Here is a 26131-nt window from a genome sequence, read left to right as displayed (position 1 = left end):
AGGATGAGCTTGCGGGCCTCTTCGCTGGCAAGCCAGCTCCTACGGGAGGCAGGGACATCGTGGGAGGTTCTGTAGGAGCCGGCTTGCCGGCGAAGGCGATCTTGCGGGCCCTTTCGCTGGCAAGCCAGCTCCTACGGGAGGCAGGGATATCGCGGAGGTTCTGTAGGAGCCGGCTTGCCGGCGAAGGCGATCTTGCGGGCCCTTTCGCTGGCAAGCCAGCTCCTACGGGAGGCAGGGACATCGCGGAGGTTCTGTAGGAGCCGGCTTGCCGGCGAAGGCGATCTTGAAGGGCCTCTTCGCTGGCAAGCCAGCTCCTACGAGAAGGCAGGGACATCGCGGAGGTTCTGTAGGAGCCGGCTTGCCGGCGAAGGCGATATTGCGGGCCCTTTCGCTGGCAAGCCAGCTCCTACGGGAGGCAGGGACATCGCGGGAGCTCCTAGGGCGAGGTCAGGGCGCGCAGGCGCTCGGTGTCGAGGATTTCGATCTCGCCATAGCTCAGGCGCAGGATGCCCTGGTGCTGCAGGTCCTTGAGGATCTGGTTGGTGGTCTGGCGCGACAGCGAGAGCATCAGCGCCAGTTGCTCCTGGGGCAGTTGCAGCACGCGCCGGGCCTGGACCACTTCTCCGTAGCCGGCGGCCATCGCCAGCAGGCGGCTGGCCACTCGCGCAGACGCCGGCATCAGGCTCAACTGCTCCAGGTTGATAAAGGCCAGGCGCAGTTTGTGGCTCATCAACAGGGCGAACTGACGCCAGTACTGCGGCTGTTGGTCCAGTAGCTGCAACAGCGCGGCCTGGGGCACCTGGAGCAGGGTGCAGGCGCCCTCGGCGTAGGCATCGTGGGTGCGTGGCTGGCCGTCGAACAGGCAGATCTCGCCGAACCAGTGGGGCGCCTCCATCAGGCTCAGCAGTGCTTCCTTGCCCTGCTCGCTGACCGCCCCCACCCGCACCGTGCCCTCCAGCACCGCGTACAGACCGCAGGGCGGATCGCCACGACGGAACAGGCACTGCCCCGCTTTCAGCCGGCGCAGGCGCGCGCTGTCGAGCACACTATTCTGTAAGGAAACCGGCAGGTGGCTGAACCACTGGCCGGTCATCAGGCATTCACGCCACTGCTGCAGGTCCATGGACAGGTCTTTCCCTCAGGGCATCGCAATGATTGTCGCCTAGCTGACAGAGCCGAGCTGCGCCGCCGGGCATGATCGAGCCACCCTAACGGAGGAACAACAATGAAAAGCCTCGTTGATCATCTCAGTCAATACGCCGCCTACCACCGCGACCCGCGCAATATCGCCAGCCACTTTATCGGCATTCCGATGATCGTGGTGGCGGTGGCGGTGCTGTTGTCGCGTCCCGCCTGGAGCATGGCCGGCCTGTCGTGGTCGCCGGCGTTGCTGCTGGCCCTGGCCGCGTCAGTGTTCTACCTGCGTCTGGAACTGCGCCTGGGGCTGCTGATGACGGGGCTGATGGCGCTGTCGGTGTGGGCCGGCCAGGTGCTGGCGGCGCAAAGCACCGGGCTCTGGCTGAGCAGCGGCCTGGGCCTGTTCGTGATCGGCTGGGTGATCCAGTTCATCGGCCATTACTACGAGGGCCGCAAGCCGGCCTTCGTCGACGACCTTTCGGGGCTGATTGTCGGCCCGCTGTTCGTGGTGGCCGAGCTGGCGTTCCTGCTGGGCTTGCGCCATGACCTGAAGCAGGCCATCGAGCAGCGTTCCGGGCCGGTGGCCCTGCGGCACAAGAAAGCCATGGTCTGAAACCCTGGCCGGGCATGCCCCACGCCCGCCCGGCCAGGCGCTTTCACAAGGCGCCGAACTCCACCCGCGCCGTCAGTTCACCCTGATTGTCCTGCAGGCCGACACCGTAACGCCCGTTCAGGTCGTCATTGATGCACAGCTGCAGCTCCCCTCGCCGGCCTGCCGGTATCTCGGCCAGGTCACCGATCAGGAACGGCTCGCCAGTGTCGCCAACCCTGCCGATCAACGCCCCTTCACTGGCTCCCGGCAAGGTGTAGCCGGCCTTGGCCACATAGCGCGGGTTGCCACGCCCATCCACCATGCCCCCCGCCGGGCTGGCGGACCAGAGCCCGCTGACGTAGCGCACCAGACGCGGGCTGATGCCATTGAGCTGCACCCCGGTATTCTGCCAGGGCCGGTTGGCCTGGACCGTTACCGTGGCGGCCTTGAGCTCGTTGGCCAGCACATCGGCGGCCTGGAACGACAGCGCAGCGATGGTCAGGCTGGGGTTGGCGGTGCCGCTGGAAGGAAACACCCCGTCCCCCACCAGGAACAGGTTGGGGTGATCCCAACTGCGCTGGTGCTTGTCCACCACCGAGGTGCCGGGGTCGTCGCCCATGCGGTAAGTGCCCATCAGGTGCCCGGCGCCCTGGAAACTATAGGGCTCGCCGTCGTAGATGAAGTACCCGGGATTGTCTTTCGGGATTGGCTTCAGGTCGGTGAGTTCGGTGGCCCCCAACAGCTGGGTGATGATGTAGCTGGCGGCTTTGCGCGCCTGCTTGAAGCCCTCCATGGTGTACTTCGACAGCTCGTAGTGAATTTCCGGCCGGGGGATGCCCAGGCGGTCGCGGTACTCTTTGGAGGGCAGGATGTAGCATTTGGGATGCTTCGGATCATCCTCGACCTGCTCCACCAGAAAGGCGATGCGGAACTGGCGGATCAGGCGGTCATTGAGGGTCTGGATCAACTCGCGCCCGTAAAGCGCCCGGGCCTCCTGCTTGGGCTTCGACGCAGGGTTGGCGGGGCTGTCGTGGTGGCTTTCCTGGGGGCCGTCGATCAGCTCGCACACCGTGGTGTAGGGGTCGCCGATCGGCCAGTTCAGCCCCTCGTTGCCGATCTCGATGCGCCAGGCCGCGCGCGCTTGGCGAAAGCCCCCATCGCGCAGGCTTTCAATGCCCGCAGTGGACACCGGCCCGCGATAGGGGAACACCGACTGGCCTTCCGGCATCAGGCCCCAGGCCAGGTAGATCGGGTGGTCGGCCAGGCTGCGGCCAACCTCGCCACTGCGGTTGGCCACGCCGTTGGGGGCCTCGGGGCAGGCCGAGTTGAGCAGCAGCTTGGGGGTCTCGATGGCGTGGGCGGCAATCACATAGTGCTGCCCCTGGGCCACGCCAGTGCCGGTGGGCGGCCCGTCACCCAGTTGGTACTGGATGAATTCGATACCACTGATGCGCGAGTCCGCGGCGACCCGGACCTTGCTCGCCACGGTCTTGTACAGCACCCGCACATTGCCGGTTTCCAGGGCCTTGTTGAGGGTCACGGTGGCATCGTACTTGGCCTGGATCGGGCAGATCGGCGTGCAGTTGGTATTGCCCGCGCAGACCCGGCGCCCGGCATAGGGCTCGGAGTTGCGCCCGGCCGGGGTCGGGCTTACCAGCAGCGGCAGGTCGGCGAACGAATGGCCCTGCACCGCCTTGACGAAACTGGCGTCCACCAGGGACAGCGGAATGCTGTGCATGGGGAATTGGTAGCCCTCGGGAAAGGTCATGCCCAGGTAAGCCTGGTCAGCCACATCCGCCGCCACGCCAATCTCCGCCTCGGCGCGGCAATAGGCGCTTTGCAGGTCCTCATAGCCAATGGGCCAGTCGACGCCGACGCCGTACAGCGACTTGAGGCGAAAATCGTTGGGCAGCATGCGCAGGCAGGTCGCGACCCAGTGCCAGGTGGTGCCGCCACCGACCCGCTCATAGGTACTGGTGAAGGCCTGCGGGCCTTTCTGCACCAGGTAGCTGGTCTGCGGGTTCTGCCAGCCATTGATCAGGTCGGCAATGGTGGGCCGTGGCGCGTTCTGCTGGGCGGGCTGCAGTTGCGGGTACAGCTGCGGCTCCAGGTTGCTGGCCGGCGGGTACGGCGACTCGGGGGTCTTGAGCGTGGCGTTATAGAAACGCTCCATGTACTGGGTGCGATTGGCCGGCACGCTGGGACCGGACTCCAGCACCAGCACCCTGACCCCGGCCAGGCCCAGCTGGTAGGCGATGATGCTGCCTGCCAGACCGGCACCGACTATCACCACATCTGCTTGTTCTGTGCTCATGACGATGCTCCTTGCTGGCCCTTGGCGGGCACCCCGGTGAAGGCCTCCAGGGGAGGGGGCGTCTCGCTCCAGTAGCCAAAATGAAACTGGCTGTAGCCCATGGGGTGGGCCTGTGCCGCCTTCCAGGCCCAGCTTTGCTGGTACGCCAGATCGGACACGACCGACTGCTGCTTCCTCTTGAAGGCGTCGGCGTCATAGGGCTGGTACCAGACCCCCAGCAACCACATTTTCATGATCGAGCGGCAGGCCAGCGTCGACTGCTGCGCGGGATCCTTGAGCAGCTCCCGGGCGATCTCGTCGGCTGGCAGATGATCGGCGGCCAAGGCCGCATATTGTCCGAGCAGGGCATCGAACACCTTGTCCGTCAGCCTGGGGCGGACATAGGCGAGGAATGTCGTCGGCAGATCGATGGGGTCGATCCGCGGCGCCAGCAAGTCGATACCGATCCCCAACAGGGCCGAGGACAGGCCGACGAAGTTTTCACGATCGGTGCTCATGGTTTGCTCCCTGCGGCGCCGGTGGACTGGGCGCGCTCCAGCAGATAGGTGAAGTCGGCAAAGGTGGTGCGGGGGTTCTGGGTGACCCGGGTGCTGGCGTTGTTGTGGCAGTCCATGCAACTGGAAGATGCCTGGGGCACCGTGCCCTGGATAAAGGTTTCCAGGGTGGCGTTGGCCAGGAAGGTCGGGGCCGGGCTGCCCAGGGGATTGGTCGGCGACGGCCTCTCGCAGTCCGGGGCCGGATCGGCGGGCCACTGGGTATCGATCATCTGGTAGTTGGCCCAGACGCTCTGGGGGTTGGCCGTGCGCAACAGTGCCTGGTAGCTGCTGTTCAGGGCCTTGGCGGCCTCGGTCAACGGGATATCGCGGACGATCTGCGACGGCGCGGCCTTGACCGCCGGGTTCCAGGGCCGGGGTGGCGGCTCGTTAACCTTGGCCGGGCTGGCGGCGTTGTAGAACAGGTACGGGCCTTGGCGCTGCTCCGGTGGGGTGGTTTTTTCCGGCACGTTGTCCACATGCTCGAACGTCGACCAGACCCACTGCGGCGCCAATTCGGTCTTGTGCACTATGTGCAGGCCCACCAGGCCCACCAACTGGGCCTTGCACGACTCCTCCACGATGGGCCCGTGGGTCGGATCGCTGTTGCCGGGGGTATAGACCAGGGCATCGACGCTATGGAACCGGCTGCGCTGGTCATTGCCGTCCAGCACCTTCCACGAGGCCTTGACCATGATCGCGCCCAGCTTCTGGTGGGGACTTGAACTGCAACTGAAGGCCACGCGGTTGTTCGGGCTGGCGGCGAAATACGCCTGCTGGCCCTGGACGCTGTACAGGCCCTTGTCGACGATATCGTTGAACATCGGCCGGTTGACCACGATTTCATTGCGGGTGTAGGTGCCGCTCTGGTCCACCAGCGGCCCGCTCTGGAACGGCTGGATGAATTCATCGAGCACCCCCGCGACCTTGCCCATCTGCTGCAGCAGGCGCCCGGACTTGAGCCCCTCGCAGGGCTTGGGAAGAATCGCCGGGGCATCCCAGGCCAGCGGCTTTTCACCCTTGGCCCGGAAGATCTGGTAGCTCTCTTTCCAGCCTTCCCAGACGGTGGGACCATCTTCCTTGCCGATGGGGCCGGTGTCCGGGCTGCCGTCGTCCCGGGCCGGCCAGTTGAGGGCGATGAAGGTCTGCCAGGACAGCACGTCAAAGTCCCGCTGCAGGCTTTCCAGAGTCGGAGCCGGGGGCGCGGTGACTGCAACGTCGTAGGGTATGCGCGAGGACAGGTCAGGCGGCGCGAGCGCGAACGCCAGCGGGCTGAGCAGCGCACCGCATAGCGCACAGCCAAGCCTCGGACCGGGCCGATGGGTTTCCTTTTTCATGCTTGTCTCCTTGGCATCAGGCTGGCCAGGAGACAGAACGCCGGTCCGTCATGGACTCTTCAATCGCGCCCTCCTGGCACAATTTCCAGCGTAGATAAGGAATGTTGCGGCCGGGGACGGGCCATAGACCGAATCGAGCTAGCAGCAATAGCCGAACGCCATCACCCAGCCGCGAGCCCCGTAGGAGCCGGCTTGCCGGCGAAGAGGCCCTCAAGCCTGGCGCAAGTCTGGAGGACGCTTTCGCTGGCAAGCCAGCTCCTACAAGGTGCGAGGGTGAGGAGAAAGGCTGCGGCCAACAGCGAGCCCCGGTAGGAGCCGGCTTGCCGGCGAAGAGGCCCTCAAGCCTGGTGCAAGTCTGGAGGACGCTTTCGCTGGCAAGCCAGCTCCTACAAGGTGCGGGTTGAGGAGTAAGGCTGCGACCAACAGCGAGCCCCGGTAGGAGCCGGCTTGCCGGCGAAGGGGCCCTCAAGCCTGGTGCAAGCCTAGAGGACGCTTTCGCTGGCAAGCCAGCTCCTACAAGGTGCGGGTTGAGGAGTAAGGCTGCGACCAACAGCGAGCCCCGTAGGAGCCGGCTTGCCGGCGAAGAGGCCCTCAAGCCTGGTGCAAGTCTGGAGGACGCTTTCGCTGGCAAGCCAGCTCCTACAAGGTGCGAGGGTGAGGAGAAAGGCTGCGACCAACAGCGAGCCCCGGTAGGAGCCGGCTTGCCGGCGAAGAGGCCCTCAAGCCTGATGCAGGCCTGGAGGACGCTTTCGCTGGCAAGCCAGCTCCTACAAGGTGCGAGGGTGAGGAGAAAGGCTGCGGCCAACAGCGAGCCGGCTCCTGCGAGACGTGGGGCTCGCAGGAGGGGCCGGCGGGAGTCAGAGGCTGGTGTGTTTCTGCCAGACCTTGGGCTTGAAGAACAGCGTCTCGCCACGGGCCAGGCCGATCAGGCTGTCGTGATCCTTCACCACTTCGGCCTCGATCAGTTCGCTCTGCCCTTCGACCTTGAGGGTCACTCGGGTGGTGGCCCCCAGCGGGCGGATGTCGCGCACTTCGGCGGCGTGGTGGTCTTCCAGCTCCGAGCGCGACAGCGACACCTCGTGGGGACGGAACAGCACGTGGTTGTCCTCCCCCAGGTGCAGGCGGTTGGAGTCGCCAAGGAAGTGATAGACGAAATCGCTGGCCGGGTTCTCGTAGACCTCGCCCGGCGAGCCGATCTGCTCGATCACGCCCTTGTTCATCACCACGATGCGGTCGGCCACTTCCATGGCCTCTTCCTGGTCGTGGGTGACGAACACCGAGGTCAGGTTGATGTCTTCGTGCAGCCGCGCCAACCAGCGGCGCAGCTCCTTGCGCACCTTGGCGTCGAGGGCGCCGAAGGGCTCGTCGAGCAACAGCACCTTGGGCTCCACCGCCAGGGCACGGGCCAGGGCGATGCGCTGGCGCTGGCCGCCGGAGAGCTGCTCCGGGTAGCGATCGGAGAGCCAGTCCAGCTGCACCATGTTCAAGAGTTCATGGACCTTCTCGGCAATCCGGCTTTCGCTCGGGCGCTGGTTCTTGGGCTTCATGCGCAGGCCGAAGGCGACGTTGTCGAACACGCTCATGTGGCGGAACAGGGCGTAGTGCTGGAACACGAAACCGACGTTGCGATCGCGCACGTCGTGGCCGGAAACGTCCTCGCCGTGGAACACGATGCTGCCGTCATCGGGGGTTTCCAGGCCGGCGATGATCCGCAGCAGGGTGGTCTTGCCGCAGCCGGACGGCCCCAGCAGCGCCACCAGCTCGCCGCTGTGGATGTCCAGGTTGATGCTGTTCAGGGCCTTGAAGGCGTTGAAATTCTTGCTGACGTTACGGACTTCGATCGACATGAATTATTCCTCCGCGGCGCTGGCGCGCAGGCGGTTAATACGGTTTTCGCTCCACTGCTTCAGCAGCAGGATGAAGAGCGCCATGATCAGCAACAGGCTCGCAACGGCGAAGGCGGCGACGTGGTTGTATTCGTTGTAGAGGATCTCGACGTGCAGCGGCAGGGTGTTGGTCACCCCGCGAATGTGCCCGGAAACCACCGATACCGCACCGAATTCACCCATCGCCCGGGCGGTGCAGAGCACCACGCCATAGATCAGGCCCCACTTGATGTTGGGCACCGTGACGTGCCAGAACATCTGCCAGCCGTTGGCGCCCAGCAGGCGCGCCGCTTCCTCTTCCTGGGTGCCCTGCTCCTGCATCAGCGGGATCAGCTCGCGGGCGACGAAGGGCACGGTGACGAAGATGGTCGCCAGGACGATGCCCGGCAGGGCGAAGACGATCTGGATGTCGTGGTCCGACAGCCACGGGCCGAAAAAGCCCTGGGCCCCGAACATCAGCACATAGACCAGGCCGGCGATCACCGGCGAGACCGAGAACGGCAAGTCGATCAGGGTCACCAGGATGCTCTTGCCACGGAACGAGTACTTGCTCACGCACCAGGCGGCGCTGACCCCGAACACCAGGTTCAGCGGCACCGAGATCAGCACCGCGATCACCGTGAGCTTGAGCGCCGACAGCGCGTCGGGCTCGAAGATCGCATCGAAGAAGGCGCCCAGGCCCAGCTTCAGGCCCTGGGACACGACGATGAACAGAGGCAAGAGCAGGAACAGGGCGAAGATCAGCCAGCCGAGGCCGATCAGCACCCGACGGGATGTCGCGCTGCCGCGGCGCGCAGCGTTGGCCGACGAGGCGGCGCTAATAGACGATTGGGACATGTTCGCGCCTCCTCTAAGGTCGTTCGATGCGCCGCTGCAACAGGTTGATCAGCAGCAGCAGGATGAAGGAAACCACCAGCATCAACACGCCGATGGCGGTAGCGCCGGTGTAGTCGTACTGGTCGAGTTTGACCATGATCAGCAGCGGCAGGATCTCGGTCTTCATCGGCATGTTGCCGGCGATGAAGATCACCGAACCGTACTCGCCGACGCCCCGGGCAAAGGCCAGGGCGAAGCCGGTGAGCCAGGCCGGCAGCAGCGCCGGCACCAGGATATGGCGGAACACTTGCCAGGGCTTGGCGCCGAGGCAGGCGGCGGCCTCTTCCACTTCACGGGGGATGTCCGCCAGCACCGGCTGCACCGTGCGCACCACGAACGGCAGGGTGACGAAGGTCAGCGCCAGGGTGATGCCCAGGGGGGTGTAGGCAATCTTGAAGCCCAGGTCGGTGGCGAACTGGCCGACCAGTCCGGAGGGCGCATACAGGGCCGTCAGGGCGATGCCGGCCACGGCCGTGGGCAGGGCGAAGGGCAGGTCGATCATGGCATCGATGATCTTGCGCCCGGGGAAGCTGTAGCGCACCAGCACCCAGGCCAGCAGCGTGCCGATCAGGCCGTTGATGATGGCCGCGCACAGCGCCGTGCCGAAGCTCAGCTTGAGGGCGGCGAGCACCCGGGGGGCGCTGACGATGGCCCAGAACTGATCCCAGGTGAGTTGCGCGGCATGCACGAACATCGCCGCCAGGGGGATGAGCACAATCAGGCTGAGGTACACCAAGGTGTAGCCCAGCGTCAGCCCGAAGCCGGGTATGACGGGGGAGATACGACGCGACATAAGAGTCCTTGGTTAACGGAACGGATACGCAAAACCCGCAATTCAATGCGGGCTCTGCCTGGTAGAAGCCGGCTTGCCGGCGCAAGGCCCCCGCAAGTCGTGCATTGCCCTCAGGGGCGCCTTCGCTGGCAAGCCAGCTCCTACAACAGGGTTATTGCGCCGTGTAGATCTGGTCGAACACGCCACCGTCATTGAAGAATTTCGGTTGGGCAGTTTTCCAGCCGCCGAAGTCCTTGTCGATAGTTACCAGGTCCAGTTTCGGGAACTGCTGAGCATATTTGGCGGCGATGTCCTTGTCCCGTGGGCGGTAGAAGTTCTTCGCGGCAATTTCCTGGCCGGCCGGGCTGTACAGGTGCTTGAGGTAGGCCTCGGCGATCTGGGTGTTGCCCTTTTTCTCGGCGTTCTTGTCCACCACCGCCACCGGCGGCTCGGCGAGGATCGACAGCGACGGCACGACGATGTCGAACTTGTCGGCGCCGCCGTCTTCCTTCAGCGCCAGGAAGGCTTCGTTTTCCCAGGCCAGCAACACGTCGCCCTGGCCGTTGTTGACGAAGGTGATGGTCGAGCCGCGGGCACCGGTGTCCAGCACCGGCACGTGCTTGAACAGCTCTTTCACGTATTCCTGAGCCTTGGCCTCACTCCCGCCGGCCTTCAGGCCGTAGGCCCAGGCGGCCAGGAAGTTCCAGCGCGCACCGCCGGAGGTTTTCGGGTTCGGGGTGATCACCGAGACGTCTTTCTTGACCAGGTCGCCCCAGTCCTTGATGCCCTTGGGGTTGCCCTTGCGCACCAGGAACACGATGGTCGAGGTGTAGGGGGTGCTGGCGTCCGGCAGGCGTTTTTGCCAGTCCGCCGGCAGGGTCTTGCCGAGCTTGGCGATTTCGTCGATGTCACCGGCCAGGGCCAGGGTCACCACGTCGGCGCGCAGGCCGTCGATCACCGCCCGGCCCTGCTTGCCAGAGCCACCGTGGGATTGCTGGATCTTCACGTTGTCGCCCGGGTGCTCCTGCTTCCAGAAGTTCACGAACTCGGCGTTGTAGTCCTGGTACAGCTCACGGGTCGGGTCGTAGGACACGTTGAGCAGCTCATAGTCCTTGGCAACGGCGGAACCGGCAAAAACAGCGCTGGCGAGGGCGGCCAGGGCATAACGGCGAATCGACGACATGGTGAAGCTCCTGAAATTTTTTTAAGGTGCTGGCATTTTTCTTATGGCGATTTCAGCCCGCATTCGAAAAGGAACGCTGGGGTTCGTGCTGGGGGTCATGGATGACGCCCTCCGGTGGACCAGTCGGGCCTCTCGATCACGAGAGGGTGACGCGGTGTTCAGCTGGGTTTGTTGCCGGGCTGTTGCAGGCGGAATTTTTCCTTGCGTTCGATCTGCACCACTTGGGCGTTGTGCACGGTGATTTCCACCGCGCCAAAGCGCAGGTCCCGCAAGGCACTTTGAATTTCCCGCAAGATGGTTGCTTCGTCCTGGCCGTCAACGCTGCGTAGAGATGCGCTCATGGTGCTGCTCCTTGAGTGAGGGATGCCTGGCAGTGGCGGCACTGCTTGCGGCGTAGGAGCAATAGTAGATAGCCGCAGATATTCTTAAAAATACTATTTAAGAATGTTTATATAACCAGAAAAAATTATTTGCCAGGACGCAGGGTTAGGTCCCAAACCCTTCCTGCCGAAGGTGTCGCAGGGCGCAATCCCTGCACCTCAGGCGCGGCTCTGGGGCCTTTCCCTCGATGCCATGGGCGTTGCGCCCAGGCACCGCTCGGGGCGTCGGCAGTGGCACTGCGGCGCCCCTTGCGTGCGGCCTTGCAGCCGCACCTCAGCGGATCGGCGGGGCGTTGCTCCAGTCCAACTGCGCCGCCGGCATCGGCCGGCCGAACCAGTAGCCCTGGCCCAGGTCGCATCCGTGTTCGAGGAGGAACCGTGCCTGCTCCATCTGCTCGATGCCTTCGGCGTGAACCTGCATGCCCATGCTCTGGGCCAGGGCGATGATCACTCGGGAAATCGCCGCGTCGTCTTCGTCCCACGGCAGGCCGGCGACGAACCCCTGGTCGATCTTGAGCTTCTGCACCGGCAGGCGCTTGAGCCGCAGCAGGGAGGAATAACCGGTGCCGAAATCGTCGATGGCCAGGCGAATGCCCAGCTCCCGCAGGCGGTGCATCTGCTCCAGGGCCACTTCCGGATCATCCATCACTGCGCTCTCAGTGACTTCCAGCTCCAGGTAGGCCGGGTCCAGGCCGGTTTCGTGCAGCACCTTGGCCACTTGCTGGTACAGCTCACTGCGGGCGAACAAGCGAGTGGAGACGTTCACCGCGATAAACGACAGCACCACGCCCTCGGCCTGCCACTGGCACATCTGCCGACAGGCCTGCTGCATGACCCAGGCGTCGATCTCGGCGATCATCCCGGTGCGCTCGGCAATCGGGATGAATTCCGCCGGTGACACCAGGCCGCGCTCGGGGTGCTCCCAGCGCACCAGGGATTCGACCCCGATCAGGCGGCTGCTCTTGAGGTCATGCACCGGCTGGTAGTAGACCCTCAGCTCTTGCTGCTCCAGGGCGCGGCGCAGCTCGAAGGCGATCTCCACCCGCTGCTGGGCATGGGCGGTGAGTTCCTCGGTGTACAGGGCGTAGCCATTGCGCCCGGCGCTCTTGGCCTTGAACAGCGCCGCATCGGCGTTGCGCAGCAACTGCTGGGCGCTCAGGGCGTCGCTGGGGAACAGGCTGATGCCGATGCTGGCGTTGATCACCAACTGGTGCTCGCCCAACGGGAAGGGCTCCTTGAGGCCGTCGATGATGCGCTGGGCCAGGGCCGCCGCCTGCACCAACTGCGGACAGCTTTCAGCCAGCACGGCGAACTCGTCGCCGCCCAGGCGCGCCAGGGTGATGCCGGGGCCGAACATCTCTCCCAGGCGCTCGGCCACGGCCTTGAGCAACTGGTCGCCGACGTTGTGGCCGAGGCTGTCGTTGATCATTTTGAAGTGATCCAGGTCGATCATCAGCATGGCGCAACCGCGCTTGTGGATCTGCGCCGAAGCCAGGGCCTGTTCGGCGCGATCGGTGAACAGCAGGCGGTTGGGCAGGTCGGTCAACGGATCGTGGTGAGCCAGGTGGGCCAGCTCGTGTTGGGAATCCTTGATCGCGCTGATGTCGGAAAACACCGCGACATAGTGGGTGAGTTCGCCTTGTTCATCATGGATCGCGCGAATGGTCTGCCACTGCGGGTAGATCTCGCCGCTCTTGCGTCGGTTCCAGATCTCGCCGCTCCACTCGCCGGTCTGCTGCAGCGAGTCGAACATCGCCTTGTAGAAGTCCGCCGAATGGTGCCCGGACTTGAACAGGCTCGGCTGGCGCCCCAGCACTTCTTCGCGCTGATAGCCGGTGATTTCGATAAAGGCCCGGTTGACGTGGACGATCTGGCCCTGGGTATCGCTCACCAGAACCCCTTCGCGGGTGCAGTCGAACACCGCCGCTGCCTGGCGCAGGCGCTCGCGATCCTTCTGCTGATGGCGCAACCAGCGGTCAGCCCCCAGCACCCGCAACAGCCGGGCCCGGGCGAAGAAGATCAGCACCGCGCTGACCACGGCCCAGGCATAGCCACTGACCAGCTGCCAGTGGGCCTGGTCGGTCAACCCATCGAAGAAACTGCTCAATAAATGACCACTGAACTGCAGCCACGCCAGTGACAGCAGCAGGTAGAGCAGCGCGGCACGCAAGCCATTGCGATAAGAAACCGACATAAGTCCGTCTATTTCCACACGAAAAGTTTGGGATTATAGAGGAAGAAACATGCCGCCACTCTTATCTGAAAGGGCGACTGGTTTTCTGACTCGGCTTAGTGATAATGCCTGGGCTGTTTTTTTCTTTTTCGAGGGCCTTATCGCCTATGTGGTATGAAGGTTTACTTGGCTTGTCCGCCTGGCAACTGGTGGCAGTCACTCTGTTGATGACCCACGTGACCATTGTTGCGGTCACCGTCTATCTGCATCGCTATTCCGCGCACCGTTCCCTGGAACTCAACGCCGGCCTGAAACATTTCTTCCGCTTCTGGCTGTGGTTGACCACGGCGCAGAACACCCGCGAGTGGACCGCCATCCACCGTAAGCACCACGCCAAATGCGAGACCGTCGACGATCCCCACAGCCCGGTGATCAAGGGCCTGTCCACGGTGCTGCGCAAGGGCGCCGAACTGTATCGAGAAGAGGCGAAGAACCCGGAAACCCTGCGCATCTACGGCAAGAACTGCCCGGAAGACTGGATCGAGCGCAACCTCTACAGCCGCTACAAACTGGGTGGCATCGCCCTGATGGCGGTGATCGACCTGATGCTGTTCGGCACCATCGGCATCACCATCTGGGCCATCCAGATGATGTGGATTCCGTTCTGGGCCGCCGGTGTCATCAATGGCCTGGGCCACGCCGTAGGCTACCGCAACTTCGAATGCCGCGACGCCGCCACCAACCTGGTGCCCTGGGGCATCATCGTCGGCGGTGAAGAGCTGCACAACAACCACCACACCTACCCCAACTCGGCCAAGCTGTCGGTGAAGAAGTGGGAGTTCGACATGGGCTGGGCGTGGATCAAGGTGTTCAGCTTCCTGCGCCTGGCCAAGGTCCAGCGCGTGGCGCCGATCGCCCACCGGGTCGAAGGCAAGGGGCACCTGGACATGGACACCGCCATGGCCATCCTCAACAACCGGTTCCAGATCATGGCCCAGTACCGCAAGCTGGTGATCGGCCCGCTGGTCAAGCAGGAGCTGGCCAAGGTCGATCACTCGGTGCGCCACCAGTTCCACCGCGCCAAGCGCCTGCTGTCCCGGGAAACCAGCCTGCTGGAAGACCGCCATCACCTGCGCATCCAGAACATGCTGGAGCACAGCCAGGCGTTGAAGGTGATCTACGAGAAGCGCCTGGCGCTGCAACAGATCTGGGCCAAGACCAGCGCCAATGGCCACGACATGCTGGCGGCGATCAAGGACTGGGTCCACGAGGCCGAGGCCAGTGGTATCCAGTCCCTGCGGGACTTCGCCCATCAGTTGAAGACCTACTCCCTGCGGCCCAACGCGGCCTGAGGCCCAGCCCTTCGCCACAACCTGCTGTGGCGAAGGGTGCGGGATCGCTCGGCATCCCCCCGGCCTTCGCGTTCTGTCTGGAATGTTTCATTGCCCGGTTTGCGGCAGCTGCGCCGCCGAGCGGGTGCAGGCTCCCTCGCCACACAGGCGGCATGGGTGGCGGGCCTCGGCGGGGCGTTCGACCGTCCGGCGGGAGCACGCCAGGTCGCCCGGCCTCCTGGGAACTTAGCGCCCGATCCCCTATCTCAAACAACACTTCGCCACCCAGGCGGGCTTGGTTGCAGCCGCTGTCGAACACCGCGCGGCACGCCTTTTGAGATCTGTGCCAATGGTCAACAAGAACCCACACACTCACTCTTCCCTTCCCCAGTGGCCCGAGGCCGCGCAAACCCTCATGGCGCTGATGCACGCCCAGGGCGAAGTCGCCCGCCTGACCGAACGCGAACAGCTGTTCAGCTCCTTGCTGGTCAGCGTCAACGCGGTGCTCTGGGCCTCCGACTGGGACACGCGCCAGGTGCTGTACGTCAGCCCGGCCTATGAGCGGATTTTTGGCCGCCCCGCCAGCCTGCTGCTGGCGGACAGCAACCAGTGGCGCGACAGCATCTACCCCGACGACCTGGAATACGCCGAACGCAGCCTGGCCCAGGTCCTGGAAAAGGGCGCAGTCGAAGACCGCGAGTACCGCATCATCGATGCCCAGGGGCAGGTGCGCTGGCTCAGCGACAAGTGCTTCATCAACCGCAACGCCGAACCCGGGCAACGATTGATCGTGGTTGGCATCGCCGAAGACATCACCGAGAAGAAACAGCTGGAGGCCGAGTTGCAACGCCTGGCCACCACCGATGTGCTGACCCAGAGCAGCAATCGCCGGCACTTCTTCGAATGCGCCAACCGCGAGTTCGAGCAAGCACGCCTGCAGGGTGCGCCCCTGGCCTTCCTGCTGCTGGACATCGATGACTTCAAGGTGATCAACGACACCTACGGCCACCCCGAGGGCGACATCGTCCTGCAACGCATCGCCGAAAGCGGGCGCGCCGCATTGCGCCGCGGCGACCTGTTCGGACGCATCGGCGGCGAAGAGTTCGCCGCGGTATTCCCTGGCTGCGCCGCGGACATGGCGCGGCCGGTGGCCGAACGCCTGCAGCGGGAGATCCAGCGCCAGAGCTTCAGCCACAACGGCCAGGCCTTCAGCATCACCGTCAGCCAGGGCCTGACCGGCCTGCTGCCCGCCGATGAGAGCCTCGACAGCCTGTTTGCCCGGGCCGATGCAGCCATGTACGAGGCCAAGCGCCAGGGCAAGAATCGCATCGTCACCGGCTAGTTGACGGCCACGCGCGGCAGCCGTCGACTGGCCCGAGTCGTTCATCCGAGCGGCCCTTTCGCAGCTCCGCCGGTTGCTGTAGAACGTGCCCGATGAACGAACAACAACTGCTCAGACGCATCAACAGCAAACGCAGTGGCTGCCGGGGCAAGCGCCTGGTGTGTTGCCTGATCGGCCTGGTGTTTCCCGTGATGGGCGTGGCCCTGGCACTGAAGGACGGGGCACACCCGGCGCAGTTGCTGGCGCTGGTTCCAGCCTGGCCATTTTTCTACCTGGCCTTGCGTGCCGAGGACCAGACCGTCGAAGGCTGGTTCGACCTGTGTTCGAGCCTGGGCAGTTGGTAGGCGTCGCCTAGACGCGCCAACGCGCACTGCATGCGCCGCGCACCGCGATCCATCCTCAGCTCTTGCGCAGGCGGGCGAGCTCCGGCAGGCCGACCTTCAGCAGCCGCGCAGTCTTGCTGCGGGCCACCTCTTCCACGCCTTCGTGGGGCGTCAGGCGCGCCAGTTGCGCCGCCAGGTTCATCACCAGTGCTTCGCGGGAATAGACCCCACCTCCCAGCTGGTAGATCGAGGCGATCAGCTCCCGCAGTTCCAGGGGCATGCGCCAACGGGTACGCAGGGCGGAGCCATAGGCCGCGCCAAAGCGCTCCAGGGCATCGCCGATTTCTTCCTGGTCGTCCAGCTCGCCTCCGGCCTGCTTCCACTCCTGCAGGCAACGCAGCAGCGCCAGGTCGCCCAGGCGGTGCAGCAGGCCCGCGCAGTAGCAGCGCTCCTGGTCCAGGTCCAGCAGGCGCGCCAGGGTCCGGCCGTACTCGGCGGTGTGCAGCGACAACCCCCAGTAACGTTCGGCGTAGTCGGCCAGGGCGGGATCGCTGAGGCGCGCGCTGCGCTTGAGGGTCAGGCCGAGAATCAGGTTCATGCTCTGCCCGGTGCCCAGGCGATGCAGGGCCTGGGACAGGGTCTGCACACCGTCGCCGTGATGCTGCGCGGCGCTGTTGGCAGCAGAGATCAGTACCGCGGTGATTTGCGGGTCGGTGTGTATTTCCTCCTCCAGCAACCGGATGTCCAGCCCTTCGGGGTTGAGGCTGCGCTTGACCGCCAGTTGCACATCGGTCAGCAGCGGCGCGCCATCGGCCACTTCGCGGCGGCGTTCGAGAAAGGTCCACAAGGTCATGCCGGGGGCCAGTGCTGGCACTTCGCAGGACACCTCCTGGCCGGCATCCAGCAACAGCCCCTGCAGGCGCTGGGTCAGGCTCTCCATGTTCAAAGGCTTGGTCAGGTAGGCGGTGGGGGCCAATGGCAGCGCCTCGCGCACGCTGGCACTGTCGCTGCGCACGCTGAGGAGAATGAACGGTTGCAGCGGATTGCGCTTGCGCTGGCGCACCGAGCGCAGCACCGACAGGCCGTCGATGCCTGGCAGTTCCCAGTCGGCAATGATCAGGTCGTAGGGTCTGGCGCTCAACAGGTCCATGGCTTCCTGGCCATCGGCACACAGGTCCAGGCGCGCGTCGCAGCGCACGTTCAACAAGACCTGCTTCAACAGATCACGGGACCAGGGGTCGGCCTCGGCAATCAACACTCGGGGTACGGCGGGTAAATCCACAGCAGTCATGCAGCACGCTCCGGTAACTATGGGTGCACCTTAGTCAAAGCCATCGGTTTCATACAGGCAAAAACACCGACCGCTGCGCAAAAACCCGAGAAAAACCATCCGGGGACCCTCCGCGAAATCTCGATCACGGCAGCTCCCGGGACGATTCCCAGGCAGCATTGCGTCATTTTTTAAAACGTTATAATGTATCTCTTGATAACGGTTCTCATATGAAGGGCTGACGTTAGCAGGGTCTTCAGCCTCAGTCGACGGACAAGGTTCATCGGCTGGCCACGACGGTTGCAGATTGGAACGGCGGCGTCATTTCAGCTGCGTTGAGTTAAGGGACTACAGATGAATCCATTGCTTGGATCACCGGCGCGCTGCGCCTTCAGGGTTTTTGCCAGCGTTGTTTCGGCCTGCGCCGGCCTGGCCGTCGCCCAGGCACAGGAGGCCGAGGCCCCGGACAAGCACACATCGTCCCTGAGCCTCGATGCGACCCGGATCAGCGCGCCGCCGCTCAACGATGCCGTTGAAGTCAATGCCGGGGCGTTCGGGGCCAAGAGTCCCCTGGATATCCCCCTGGCCATCCAGAGCTACGACGCCAAAACCATCGCCGACGCCTCCGCCCGCACCGCCGTCGATGTGCTCAGCCTGGACCCGTCGATCCTCAGCGCTTCGGCCGGCAGCGGCTTCGACAACTTCCGCCTGCGCGGCTTCGCCATGGACAACTTCAACACCCTGCGCCGCGACGGCCTGACCCTGGCGCCGCACCATGACGTGCCCCTGGAAAACGTCGAGCGCATCGACGTGCTCAAAGGACCCTCGGGTTTTCTCTACGGCGTCAATTCGCCCGGCGGCACGATCAACTACATCCTCAAGCGCCCGACCCGCGACCCGCTGCTCAACCTCACCCTGCAAGGCTCGTCGCTGACCGGCCGCTACCTGGCCGTGGACAACAGCAACTCGACCGCCGACGGCGCATTCGGCTATCGCCTGAATGCCGGCTACGAGAAGAATGGCGACTACGATCACGCCCGGGACCTGGAGCGCAAGTTCATCGGCCTGGCCACCGACTTTCGCTTGAGCGATCGCGCCCTGTTGCAGCTCAACACCGACTGGTCGTGGAAATCCACCGTGGCCGACCCGCTGCTGCGGGCCGACCAGCGCCACCGGGCCAACCCGCTGGATGCCTCCAGCTACGTGCGGCCACCGAAGATCAACCGCCGCGACCTGCTCACCGGCTCCTGGTTCCGCCACCAGACCGAAGGCAAGAACATCGACGCCAAGTTCGAATACAGCCTCGATGACAACTGGACCTCGATCACCCAGGCCAACTATTCGCGGGTCGAACGCCACGGTGGCTACAACGACCTGTTCAACATCCAGCCCAATGGCGACATCGGCACCGCCGACCTCTATGTCTCCCGTGGCGAAGTGTTCAGCACCTGGTCGCTGCAGTCTTACCTGGCCGGCAAGTTCAACACCGGCAGCCTGTACCACGACGTGTTCCTCGGCACCGGCTACAAGCAGTTCAAGGACCGCAGCCCGGCCTGGGACGACATCAACAGCAACAACCCCGGGACCAGCGTCGGCGATGTTTCGGTGGGCAACATCCTGCATCCGGTGCAACCGCCCAAGCACCACTTCGGGCCGGAGAACGACATCGAATTCGTCTCGCGGATCAAGGAAAGCTCGGTGTTCGCCAGCGACCTGATTGCCCTCAACGAGCAGTTCCAGGTGCTGCTCGGCGGTCGCTACATCTGGTATCGCGCCGATCACCTGTCGGCCACCGCCCTGCCCCAGAGCCACGACGTGTTCATCCCCAGCGCCGCACTGATCTACCGCCCGCTGGAACACCTGATGACCTACGTCAGCTATTCCCGCGGCCTGGAAAAAGGCGACTACGCGCCCTGGAATGCCACCAACAAGAACCAGCCCACCGACGCCATCGAGTCCGAGCAATACGAAGTCGGCCTCAAGGCCGAGATCGACTCGCGCCTGAGCCTGGGCCTGGCACTGTTCGAGATCCGCCGCAACGCCAGCTACCTCGACACCAGCAACACCTTCGTCAGCAAGGGCGAGTACCGCCACCGCGGGGTCGAATTGAACCTCAGCGACCGCTTCACCGACTCGCTGACCCTCAACGCCAACCTGGCCTATCTGGCAACCCGCCTCGACGATGTGGATGACCCCAGCGTGGCCGGCAAGCGCACCGAAGGCGTACCGAAATGGAAAGGCGCGCTGGGGGCCCAGTACCAGGTGCAAAGCCTGCCCGGCCTGTCACTGGACAGCACCCTGAGCCTGGTCGGCAGCCGCCCGGTGGACCCGCAGAACAGTGGCTACATCCCCGGCTACGCCCTGCTCGATGCCGGTGCCAGCTACAAGACCCGCCTGGGCGGCACGCCGGTGACCTACCGGGTGCACGGCAAGAACCTGAGCAACACCTACTACTACGCCAGCACCTACTACCAGGGCGGGCTGGAAGTGGGCCGCGAGCGCGAGGTGTTCTTCTCCGCCCGCTTCGAATTCTGAGTTCACTCCCGGCCGGCCCCTCCCGGGTGCCGCCACGACCGACTCTGCCAAGGATGAATATGTCAGTCATGCAGCCCGCCAACGACGCCACGCCCTGCGATGCTGCTTGCCCAGGCACGCCTCTGCCCAGCCTCAGGCATCCCCAGGTCGAGGCATTGCTGCGCCAGCATCCAGAGGCGCTGCACAGCCTGGTGGACGGCCTGGGCTCGCCGCTGCACCTGATGCTGCCCCAGGTATTCACCGGCAATGTGCAGCGGTTCCAGCGCACTTTCGAACAGCATGCGGTGGATGGCGCCCTGTTGTACGCCAAGAAAGCCAACAAGGCCGACTGCCTGGTCAGGGCCTGCAGCCAGCAGGGCATCGGCGTCGACGTAGCCAGCCTCGGCGAACTGGAAAAGACCCTGGGCGGCGGCGTGCCGGGCCCGCGCATCGGCATCTCTGGCCCGGAGAAGAGCCAGCGCCTGCTGGAGCTGGGCCTCAGCCACCAGTGCCTGCTGGCGATCGACTCGCTGAATGAATTGCGGCGCCTGCAACAGCTGGCCCACGACCGCGGGCAAGCGGCCCGGCTGACCCTGCGCCAGCGCCCCGAGAGCCATGCCGACAGCCGCTTTGGCCTGAGCCCGGCTGAATGTGCACAGGCCATTGCGCTGTGCCGCGAAGACCCACGCGGATTGCGCCTGGAAGGTTTCTCCTTCCACCTTGGCGGCTACTCCTGCGAACAGCGGGTCGAGGCCGCCGCCCAGCTGCTGACACTGTGCATCGACACCCGCGCCAGCGGCCTGGACCACTGCAGGCGCATCAACCTGGGCGGTGGCTTCGCCGTGCAGTACGTGAGCCCGCAAGCCTGGGAGCGCTTTCGCCAGCACAACCACCCCACGCACTACCACGCGGGTAAATCGTTCAGCGATTTCTATCCCTACGGCGCCCCACGCGCTTGCGCCGAGGCCCTGGCGGACATCCTCGCGGCGCCGGTCGAGGGCACCATCAGCCTGGCGCAACAGGCGGCCCGCCACGGCATCGATTTCATCATCGAGCCCGGCAGGGCCCTGCTGGATCAGGCCGGTATCAGCGCGTTTCGCGTGCAGGGGGTCAAGGACCGCCGCGACAGCGACGGCTACGCCCTGATCACGGTACAGGGCAGTAGCTTCAGCCTCTCGGAGCAGTGGTTCAACAGCGAATACCTGCCCGAGCCGGTGCTGCTGCCTGCCAGCCCTCGCGAGCCCGAGCCCTTTGTCGCCTGCATCGGTGGCTCGACCTGCCTGGAGGCCGACATGCTGACCTGGCGCAAGATCCGCTTCGCGCACCCGGTACGCCCCGGCGACCTGCTGCTGTACCTCAATACCGCCGGCTACCAGATGGACTCCAACGAGTCGCCCTTCCATGAAGCCCGACTGCCGCACAAGGTGGTCATCGAACTCGACGGCGGCGCCCTGCGCTGGCAGCTCGACGGGCTGGCGTGAGTTTTATCTGCCAAGAGGAATCAGGATGAACCGCTCAACGCAATACGCCGCCCCCGGCGAACTCTGGGTGCTGCCGCAAGCCGCCCTGGAAGACCTCGGCGTGCGCTATGTCGATGTGCTCGAGGTGGTGCGCCAGGCCTATGTCGCCCTGCGCCAGGGCGACTCGCAGAACCCGCTGAAGACCATTGTCGAGCCCAGGGACCAGCGCTCCATCAGCTACTCCATGGTCGGCCGCGACGGGGCCAGCCAGACCCTGGGGTTCAAGGTGGTGTACGAACACGACCCGCAGCGCCTGCGGGACGCCTATGGCTTCCACTCCTTCATCTTTCTCTGCGATGACCACAGCGGCCAGCCGATTGCCCTGATGGACGTCGCCCAGCTGGGACCGATGCGCACCTCCGCGACCTCGGCGCTGATGGCCCGGGCGGCCTGCCCGCAGGCGCGCACCGCGCTGGTGGTCGGCACCGGCGTGCAGGGGCAGATTGCCTTGCCGATGCTCCTGGCCGCGCTGCCCGGCCTGGAACGCCTGCAGGTCTACGGCCACTACGCCGAAGGCCTGAAGGCCGTGGAACAAGCGCTGCAACGCCACTGCCCGGGGCGCAGGGTGGAGGTGGTCAGCGACCTGGCCGAGGCCGCGGCGAATGCCGACATCATCCTCGGCGTGGCCGGCCTGACCGCCCGCCAGCAGGTACGACGCGCCTGGCTCAAGCCCGGAGCGGTGGCGGTGCTGGTGGGCTATGGCATCGATGCCGACGTGCTGCACGGCGCCGACTACCGCATCGCCACCGACAGCGCACAGATGCGCGTCACCAGCGCCGACCTTGCCGCCGCCGACGGCAGCCTGCCGGCGATGGATGCCGAACTGCCGGACATCCTCCTCGGCCATGCCCCCGCGCGGCGCCACCCGCAGGACGTGGTCTTCGCCTACAACAGCGGCATGGTGGTCACCGACGTGGCCCTGGGACGCTACCTCGCGGACCTGGCCCTGGCCGGCCAGCGTGGCCAGAGGGTCAAGCTATGGTGAACTCCGACCCACGTGGCTGGCCGCTGTGGAAGCGCGAATTCCTGCCGTTGCTGCTGCTGGCCTGCCCGCTGATCCTGACCAACCTGGCCCATGTCGCCCTGACCACCATCGATATCCTGGTCCTGGGCACCCTGGGGGCCAAGGAGATCGCCGCCGGCGGCCTGGCCATCGCCCTGTTCAACCAGCTGCGCACCACCGGCACCGGCCTGGTCACCGGCGTCAGCAATCTGGTGGCCCAGGCCAATGCCCGCCAGGAGCCGCAGCAGATCAGCCAACTGCTGGTGGCCGGGCTGTTCTGGGCCACCCTCAGCGGTGTGCTGTTCATTGCCGTGCTGCTGCTTCTGGAGCGGCCGCTGGTCTGGCTCGGCCAGGACCCGAGCGTGGCCGCCGACACCGTGCGTTTCCTCACGATCCTGGCCCCGGGCCTGCTGCCGTGCCTGTGGTTCCAGACCTTGCGCCACTTCACTGTCGGCCTGAAGACCCCAGGGCCGCTGCTGCTCATTACCCTGGTGTCGATCGTGCTCACCGCGGGCCTGAACTACGCCCTGGTGTACGGCAGGTTCGGCTTGCCGGCCCTGGGTTTCGAGGGCGTGGCCCTGACCAGCAGCCTGGTGTTCCTGCTCTCGTGCCTGATGTTCCTCGCTGTGGTGCTGAGCAACCGTGAGCTGGCGCGGTACTTCGCCCCCGGGCAGTTGAAGTGTTCCTGGGCGAGCCTGGGGGCTGTGTGGAAACTCGGCCTGCCAATTGCCGGCACCTACGCTTCGGAGGCGGGCTTCTTCAGCGTCCTGACCCTGCTGATCGGCACCCTGGGCATGGAAGCGCTGGCCGCCCAGACCGTGCTCAACCAGATCATCTACATCGTCTTCATGTTCTCTGCGGGGATCTCCCACGCGGCCTCGATCCACATCAGCGAGGCCCATGCCGCAGCCCAGTACCATCGCGCCCGGCAACTGGGGCACATGGGCCTGGCAGCCGGCGGGCTGCTGATGCTGCTGTTCGCAGTGCTCTACCTGCTGTTCGCCCAACCGATCGTCGCGCTGTTCATTTCCGCCGAACAAAGCGCCAACCAGGAGGTGCTGGCCCTGACCGCCAGTGGCTTGCTGATCGCCGCGGTACTGCAGTTCTTCGACGCCAGCCAGAACATCGGCAACGGCATCCTGCGCGGGATCGGCGACACCGCCGGGCCCTTTCGCATCTCCCTCTACGGCTACTGGCTGGTGGGCCTGCCCGCCGCCTATGTACTGGGCATCCTCAGCCCCAATGGCATCTACGGCATCTGGATAGGCCTGGCCATCGGCCTTGCGGCCACCGCCGTGCTGCTGCTGGTGTCCTTCGAGAAACAGCTCAAGGCGCTGCTGGCCCAGGCCGAGCCCGCCCCACTGGCAACCGTGGCCGACCCGGCCGCCAAGGAGCCCACATGACTGCCACGCCCTGCGCCACTGCCGTGCTCAAGCTGCTGCGCAACAGCGTCAAGGCCCTGCCCCTGTACGACCCGGGGGCCGACCCGGAACAGGTGGCGCGCCGCAGCACCCACCCATTGCTCAAGCTGTCGAACAACGAGAATCCCCTGGGGGTGGCCCCGGCGGCCCTGGCGGCGCTCGAACAGCTCAGCGCGCGGAGCTACAGCCGCTACCCGGACCCGGCCTGCCAGCACCTGCGCCGGGCGCTGGGGGAACACCTGGACAGCGACCCCGAGCGCCTGATCATCGGCAACGGCTCGGAGAACCTGCTGGAGCTGCTGTGCCTGGCCTTCCTCGATCCGGCGGATCGCGTGGTCACCCAGTCGCCCTGCTTCGGCCTGCACGAGATCTTTCCTCTGATGATGGCCGCGCAGGTGGTCAAGGTCGCGTCCAACCCGGACTTCTCCTGCAACCTCGACGCCTGGCAAACCGCCCTGGCCACGCCGACCAAGATGCTGTTGATCAGCAACCCGTCGAACCCCTTGGGCACGATCTTCGATCACCAGGCCTTCACCCGGCTGATCGACTCGGCCCCCGACGACACCCTGCTGGTGATCGACGAGGCCTACTACGAGTTCGCCAGCGCCGACACGGATTTCCCCGATGCCCTGCGCACACTGCGCAACCAGTCGCGACCCTGGATCGTCCTGCGCACCTTCTCCAAGGCCTACGGCCTGGCGGGGCTGCGGGTGGGCTACGGAATCGCCAGCGACGCCAGCCTGGTGCAGGCGCTGGACCGGGTCCGCACGCCCTACAACATCAACCAGGCCGCCCAGCACGCCGCGCTGGCGGCCCTGGGTGACCCGCAGCATGTACAGCGCAGCCAGGCCTTTGCCGCCCAGGCCCGGGAGCCCCTGCAACGGGCATTGATTGCGGCGGGATTGCGGGTAGCACCCTCGCGGACCAACTTCCTGTTCATCGACACCGGGGTCGATGCCCTGGAGGTCAACCGGCGCTTGCTGGACGAGGCAATCATCATCAAGGCCTGGCGCGAGCCCGGCTACCAGAGCTGTATCCGCATGTCCCTGGGCCAGCCCGCGGACAACCTGCGGTTTCTCGAAGGCTTGCAACGCGCCGTAGCGGCACTGCGTTGCACAAGCCCGTGATTGTCAGGCCCGAAGCCCTTTTCCTGCCCCCCTACTCCGAGGTCACCATGGATTCGCCACCCTGCACCTGCGGCATCAAGCAGCGTGTTTCCGATCTGATCGGCGCATCGCCCCTGCTCCAACTGTGTGAAACCGCCAACGGCTGCCAGTTGCTGCTCAAGCTGGAACAGTACAACCCCACCGGCACCGCGAAGATCCGCATGGCCCGGCAGATGATCGATGAAGCCGAAGCCCAGGGGTTGCTGCAACCCGGCGGCTGGATTGTCGAATCCACCTCGGGCAATACCGGCCTGGGCCTGGCGCTGATCGCCGCCGAGCGTGGATATCGCTTCACCGCCGTGGTCGACCATCATGCCTCGGCGGAAAAACTGCGAGGCATGCAGGCCTTCGGCGCGCAGCTGGTGCGGGTCGGCAGCCCCGACGGCGGCCTGGCCACCGCCGACCGCGACGCCACCGCCGCCCGCATCGCCCGGGAGCAGGGTGCCTACTGGACCCAGCAGCACAACAACCCGGCCAACGCCAACGGCTACCAGGCCCTGGCCGAGGAAATCCACAGCGCCCTGGGCGGGCGCCTGGATTGCCTGTTTGGCGCAGTGGGCACCGGCGGCTCGCTGTGCGGCACCGCCCGCGCCTTGAAGGCCCACAACCCCGAGGTGCGGATCATCGGCGTCGAGCCCTGCGGCTCGGTGATCTTCGGCGGCCCCGGGGCCTGCTATCACCAGTCCGGGACCGGCACCCCGGAAGGCGCGGAAATCGGCGTGCTGATCGACTACCCGCTGATCGACAGCGGCTTGAAGGTGTCCGACGCCGAGGCCTTTGAAACCGCCCGCTATCTGGCGCGGGAGCATGGCCTGCTGCTGGGCGGCTCGGCCGGCGGGGTGGTGTACCAGGCGCTCAAGTACGCCCAGGACGCGGCGCCGGGCAGCCTGATCGTGGCCCTGGTCTGCGACGGCGGGGAGAAGTACCTGGACACGGTGTTCAACGATGAGTGGATGGACCGCCATCAACTCTTCGAGCCGCGGGTCCGGCAGCAACTGGCCGGCTGGCTGGCCCGGGCCTGAATCGCCGGCATAAAAAAGCCGCTGGGCCAGGGGCGC

21 protein-coding genes are annotated in these 26131 nt (G+C 65.3%); 10 read left to right on the top strand and 11 right to left on the bottom strand.

Features of this window, described 5'->3' with window-relative positions:
* Positions 1 to 436: 436 nt before the first annotated feature.
* Entirely contained in the window at positions 437 to 1123 is a 687-nt protein-coding gene (locus tag ACZ5BO_RS02215) for a Crp/Fnr family transcriptional regulator (protein WP_464698018.1), read from the bottom strand.
* A 102-nt stretch (positions 1124 to 1225) separates the two neighbouring features.
* Here ACZ5BO_RS02215 and ACZ5BO_RS02210 point away from each other — a divergent pair, with 102 nt between their 5' ends.
* The gene (locus ACZ5BO_RS02210) at positions 1226 to 1750 is read left to right on the top strand and encodes an Mpo1 family 2-hydroxy fatty acid dioxygenase (protein ID WP_464698016.1); all 525 of its coding nucleotides are present in this window, start codon (positions 1226 to 1228) and stop codon (positions 1748 to 1750) included.
* 43 nt (positions 1751 to 1793) lie between these two features.
* Here ACZ5BO_RS02210 and ACZ5BO_RS02205 read toward each other — a convergent pair whose 3' ends face one another.
* The 9 genes from ACZ5BO_RS02205 to dibA all read right to left on the bottom strand — a co-directional run bounded on the left by ACZ5BO_RS02205 (position 1794) and on the right by dibA (position 13204).
* Complete coding sequence (locus tag ACZ5BO_RS02205; protein WP_464698014.1) at positions 1794 to 4043, bottom strand: GMC family oxidoreductase; 2250 nt, start codon at positions 4041 to 4043, stop codon at positions 1794 to 1796.
* On the bottom strand, positions 4040 to 4540 hold the full coding sequence (locus ACZ5BO_RS02200) for a sorbitol dehydrogenase (RefSeq protein ID WP_464698012.1): 501 nt from the start codon (positions 4538 to 4540) through the stop codon (positions 4040 to 4042). The genes ACZ5BO_RS02205 and ACZ5BO_RS02200 overlap by 4 nt, the downstream gene beginning before the upstream one ends.
* Complete coding sequence (locus ACZ5BO_RS02195) at positions 4537 to 5913, bottom strand: hypothetical protein (protein ID WP_025128550.1); 1377 nt, start codon at positions 5911 to 5913, stop codon at positions 4537 to 4539. The genes ACZ5BO_RS02200 and ACZ5BO_RS02195 overlap by 4 nt, the downstream gene beginning before the upstream one ends.
* An 857-nt stretch (positions 5914 to 6770) precedes the next feature.
* Positions 6771 to 7760 carry a sulfate/molybdate ABC transporter ATP-binding protein gene (locus tag ACZ5BO_RS02190; protein ID WP_025128551.1) on the bottom strand — a complete coding sequence of 330 codons (990 nt, stop codon included), beginning with the start codon at positions 7758 to 7760 and terminating at the stop codon, positions 6771 to 6773.
* A gap of 3 nt (positions 7761 to 7763) precedes the next feature.
* Positions 7764 to 8636: a sulfate ABC transporter permease subunit CysW gene (cysW, locus tag ACZ5BO_RS02185; protein WP_025128552.1), complete on the bottom strand. Its 873-nt coding sequence runs from the start codon at positions 8634 to 8636 to the stop codon at positions 7764 to 7766.
* A gap of 13 nt (positions 8637 to 8649) precedes the next feature.
* Positions 8650 to 9468, bottom strand: a complete 819-nt coding sequence (gene cysT, locus ACZ5BO_RS02180; protein WP_025128553.1) for a sulfate ABC transporter permease subunit CysT — start codon at positions 9466 to 9468, stop codon at positions 8650 to 8652.
* Positions 9469 to 9619: 151 nt separating this feature from the next.
* Complete coding sequence (locus ACZ5BO_RS02175) at positions 9620 to 10630, bottom strand: sulfate ABC transporter substrate-binding protein (RefSeq protein WP_025128554.1); 1011 nt, start codon at positions 10628 to 10630, stop codon at positions 9620 to 9622.
* A 158-nt stretch (positions 10631 to 10788) separates the two neighbouring features.
* Complete coding sequence (gene oscA, locus ACZ5BO_RS02170; RefSeq protein WP_022643503.1) at positions 10789 to 10971, bottom strand: sulfur starvation response protein OscA; 183 nt, start codon at positions 10969 to 10971, stop codon at positions 10789 to 10791.
* A gap of 313 nt (positions 10972 to 11284) precedes the next feature.
* Positions 11285 to 13204, bottom strand: coding sequence for a phosphodiesterase DibA (dibA, locus tag ACZ5BO_RS02165; protein ID WP_025128555.1), 1920 nt, complete (start codon positions 13202 to 13204; stop codon positions 11285 to 11287).
* Positions 13205 to 13350: 146 nt separating this feature from the next.
* On the opposite strand from dibA, the gene desA reads away from it, so the two are divergent.
* The 3 genes from desA (at position 13351) to ACZ5BO_RS02150 (ending at position 16200) form a co-directional block, all read left to right on the top strand.
* On the top strand, positions 13351 to 14535 hold the full coding sequence (gene desA / locus ACZ5BO_RS02160; RefSeq protein WP_025128556.1) for a delta-9 fatty acid desaturase DesA: 1185 nt from the start codon (positions 13351 to 13353) through the stop codon (positions 14533 to 14535).
* 328 nt (positions 14536 to 14863) lie between these two features.
* Positions 14864 to 15856: a GGDEF domain-containing protein gene (locus ACZ5BO_RS02155; RefSeq protein ID WP_464698009.1), complete on the top strand. Its 993-nt coding sequence runs from the start codon at positions 14864 to 14866 to the stop codon at positions 15854 to 15856.
* A 92-nt stretch (positions 15857 to 15948) separates the two neighbouring features.
* A complete protein-coding gene (locus ACZ5BO_RS02150; RefSeq protein WP_464698007.1) occupies positions 15949 to 16200 on the top strand; it encodes a hypothetical protein in 252 nt (83 codons plus the stop codon).
* 55 nt (positions 16201 to 16255) lie between these two features.
* Here ACZ5BO_RS02150 and ACZ5BO_RS02145 read toward each other — a convergent pair whose 3' ends face one another.
* Positions 16256 to 17470 carry an HDOD domain-containing protein gene (locus ACZ5BO_RS02145; RefSeq protein ID WP_464698005.1) on the bottom strand — a complete coding sequence of 405 codons (1215 nt, stop codon included), beginning with the start codon at positions 17468 to 17470 and terminating at the stop codon, positions 16256 to 16258.
* 333 nt (positions 17471 to 17803) lie between these two features.
* Here ACZ5BO_RS02145 and ACZ5BO_RS02140 point away from each other — a divergent pair, with 333 nt between their 5' ends.
* The 6 genes from ACZ5BO_RS02140 to ACZ5BO_RS02115 are packed head-to-tail and all read left to right on the top strand — an operon-like array spanning position 17804 to position 26095.
* Positions 17804 to 19984 (top strand): TonB-dependent receptor, encoded by a 2181-nt coding sequence (locus ACZ5BO_RS02140; RefSeq protein WP_464698003.1) that lies wholly within the window; start codon positions 17804 to 17806, stop codon positions 19982 to 19984.
* Between the two features lie 59 nt (positions 19985 to 20043).
* Positions 20044 to 21444: an alanine racemase gene (locus tag ACZ5BO_RS02135; RefSeq protein ID WP_464698001.1), complete on the top strand. Its 1401-nt coding sequence runs from the start codon at positions 20044 to 20046 to the stop codon at positions 21442 to 21444.
* Positions 21445 to 21469: 25 nt separating this feature from the next.
* On the top strand, positions 21470 to 22468 hold the full coding sequence (locus ACZ5BO_RS02130; RefSeq protein ID WP_025128562.1) for an ornithine cyclodeaminase: 999 nt from the start codon (positions 21470 to 21472) through the stop codon (positions 22466 to 22468).
* Complete coding sequence (locus ACZ5BO_RS02125) at positions 22462 to 23889, top strand: MATE family efflux transporter (protein WP_025128563.1); 1428 nt, start codon at positions 22462 to 22464, stop codon at positions 23887 to 23889. Before ACZ5BO_RS02130 ends, ACZ5BO_RS02125 begins: the two co-directional genes overlap by 7 nt.
* Positions 23886 to 25034 carry an aminotransferase class I/II-fold pyridoxal phosphate-dependent enzyme gene (locus ACZ5BO_RS02120; protein ID WP_464697999.1) on the top strand — a complete coding sequence of 383 codons (1149 nt, stop codon included), beginning with the start codon at positions 23886 to 23888 and terminating at the stop codon, positions 25032 to 25034. The genes ACZ5BO_RS02125 and ACZ5BO_RS02120 overlap by 4 nt, the downstream gene beginning before the upstream one ends.
* A 47-nt stretch (positions 25035 to 25081) precedes the next feature.
* A complete protein-coding gene (locus ACZ5BO_RS02115; RefSeq protein ID WP_029978360.1) occupies positions 25082 to 26095 on the top strand; it encodes a PLP-dependent cysteine synthase family protein in 1014 nt (337 codons plus the stop codon).
* The last annotated feature ends 36 nt before the right edge of the window (positions 26096 to 26131 follow it).

It is taken from the genome of Pseudomonas sp. FFPRI_1 (assembly GCF_055384485.1).
The sequence above is the reverse complement of the archived record's forward strand: the minus strand, read 5'-3'. Positions and strand labels throughout refer to the sequence as shown.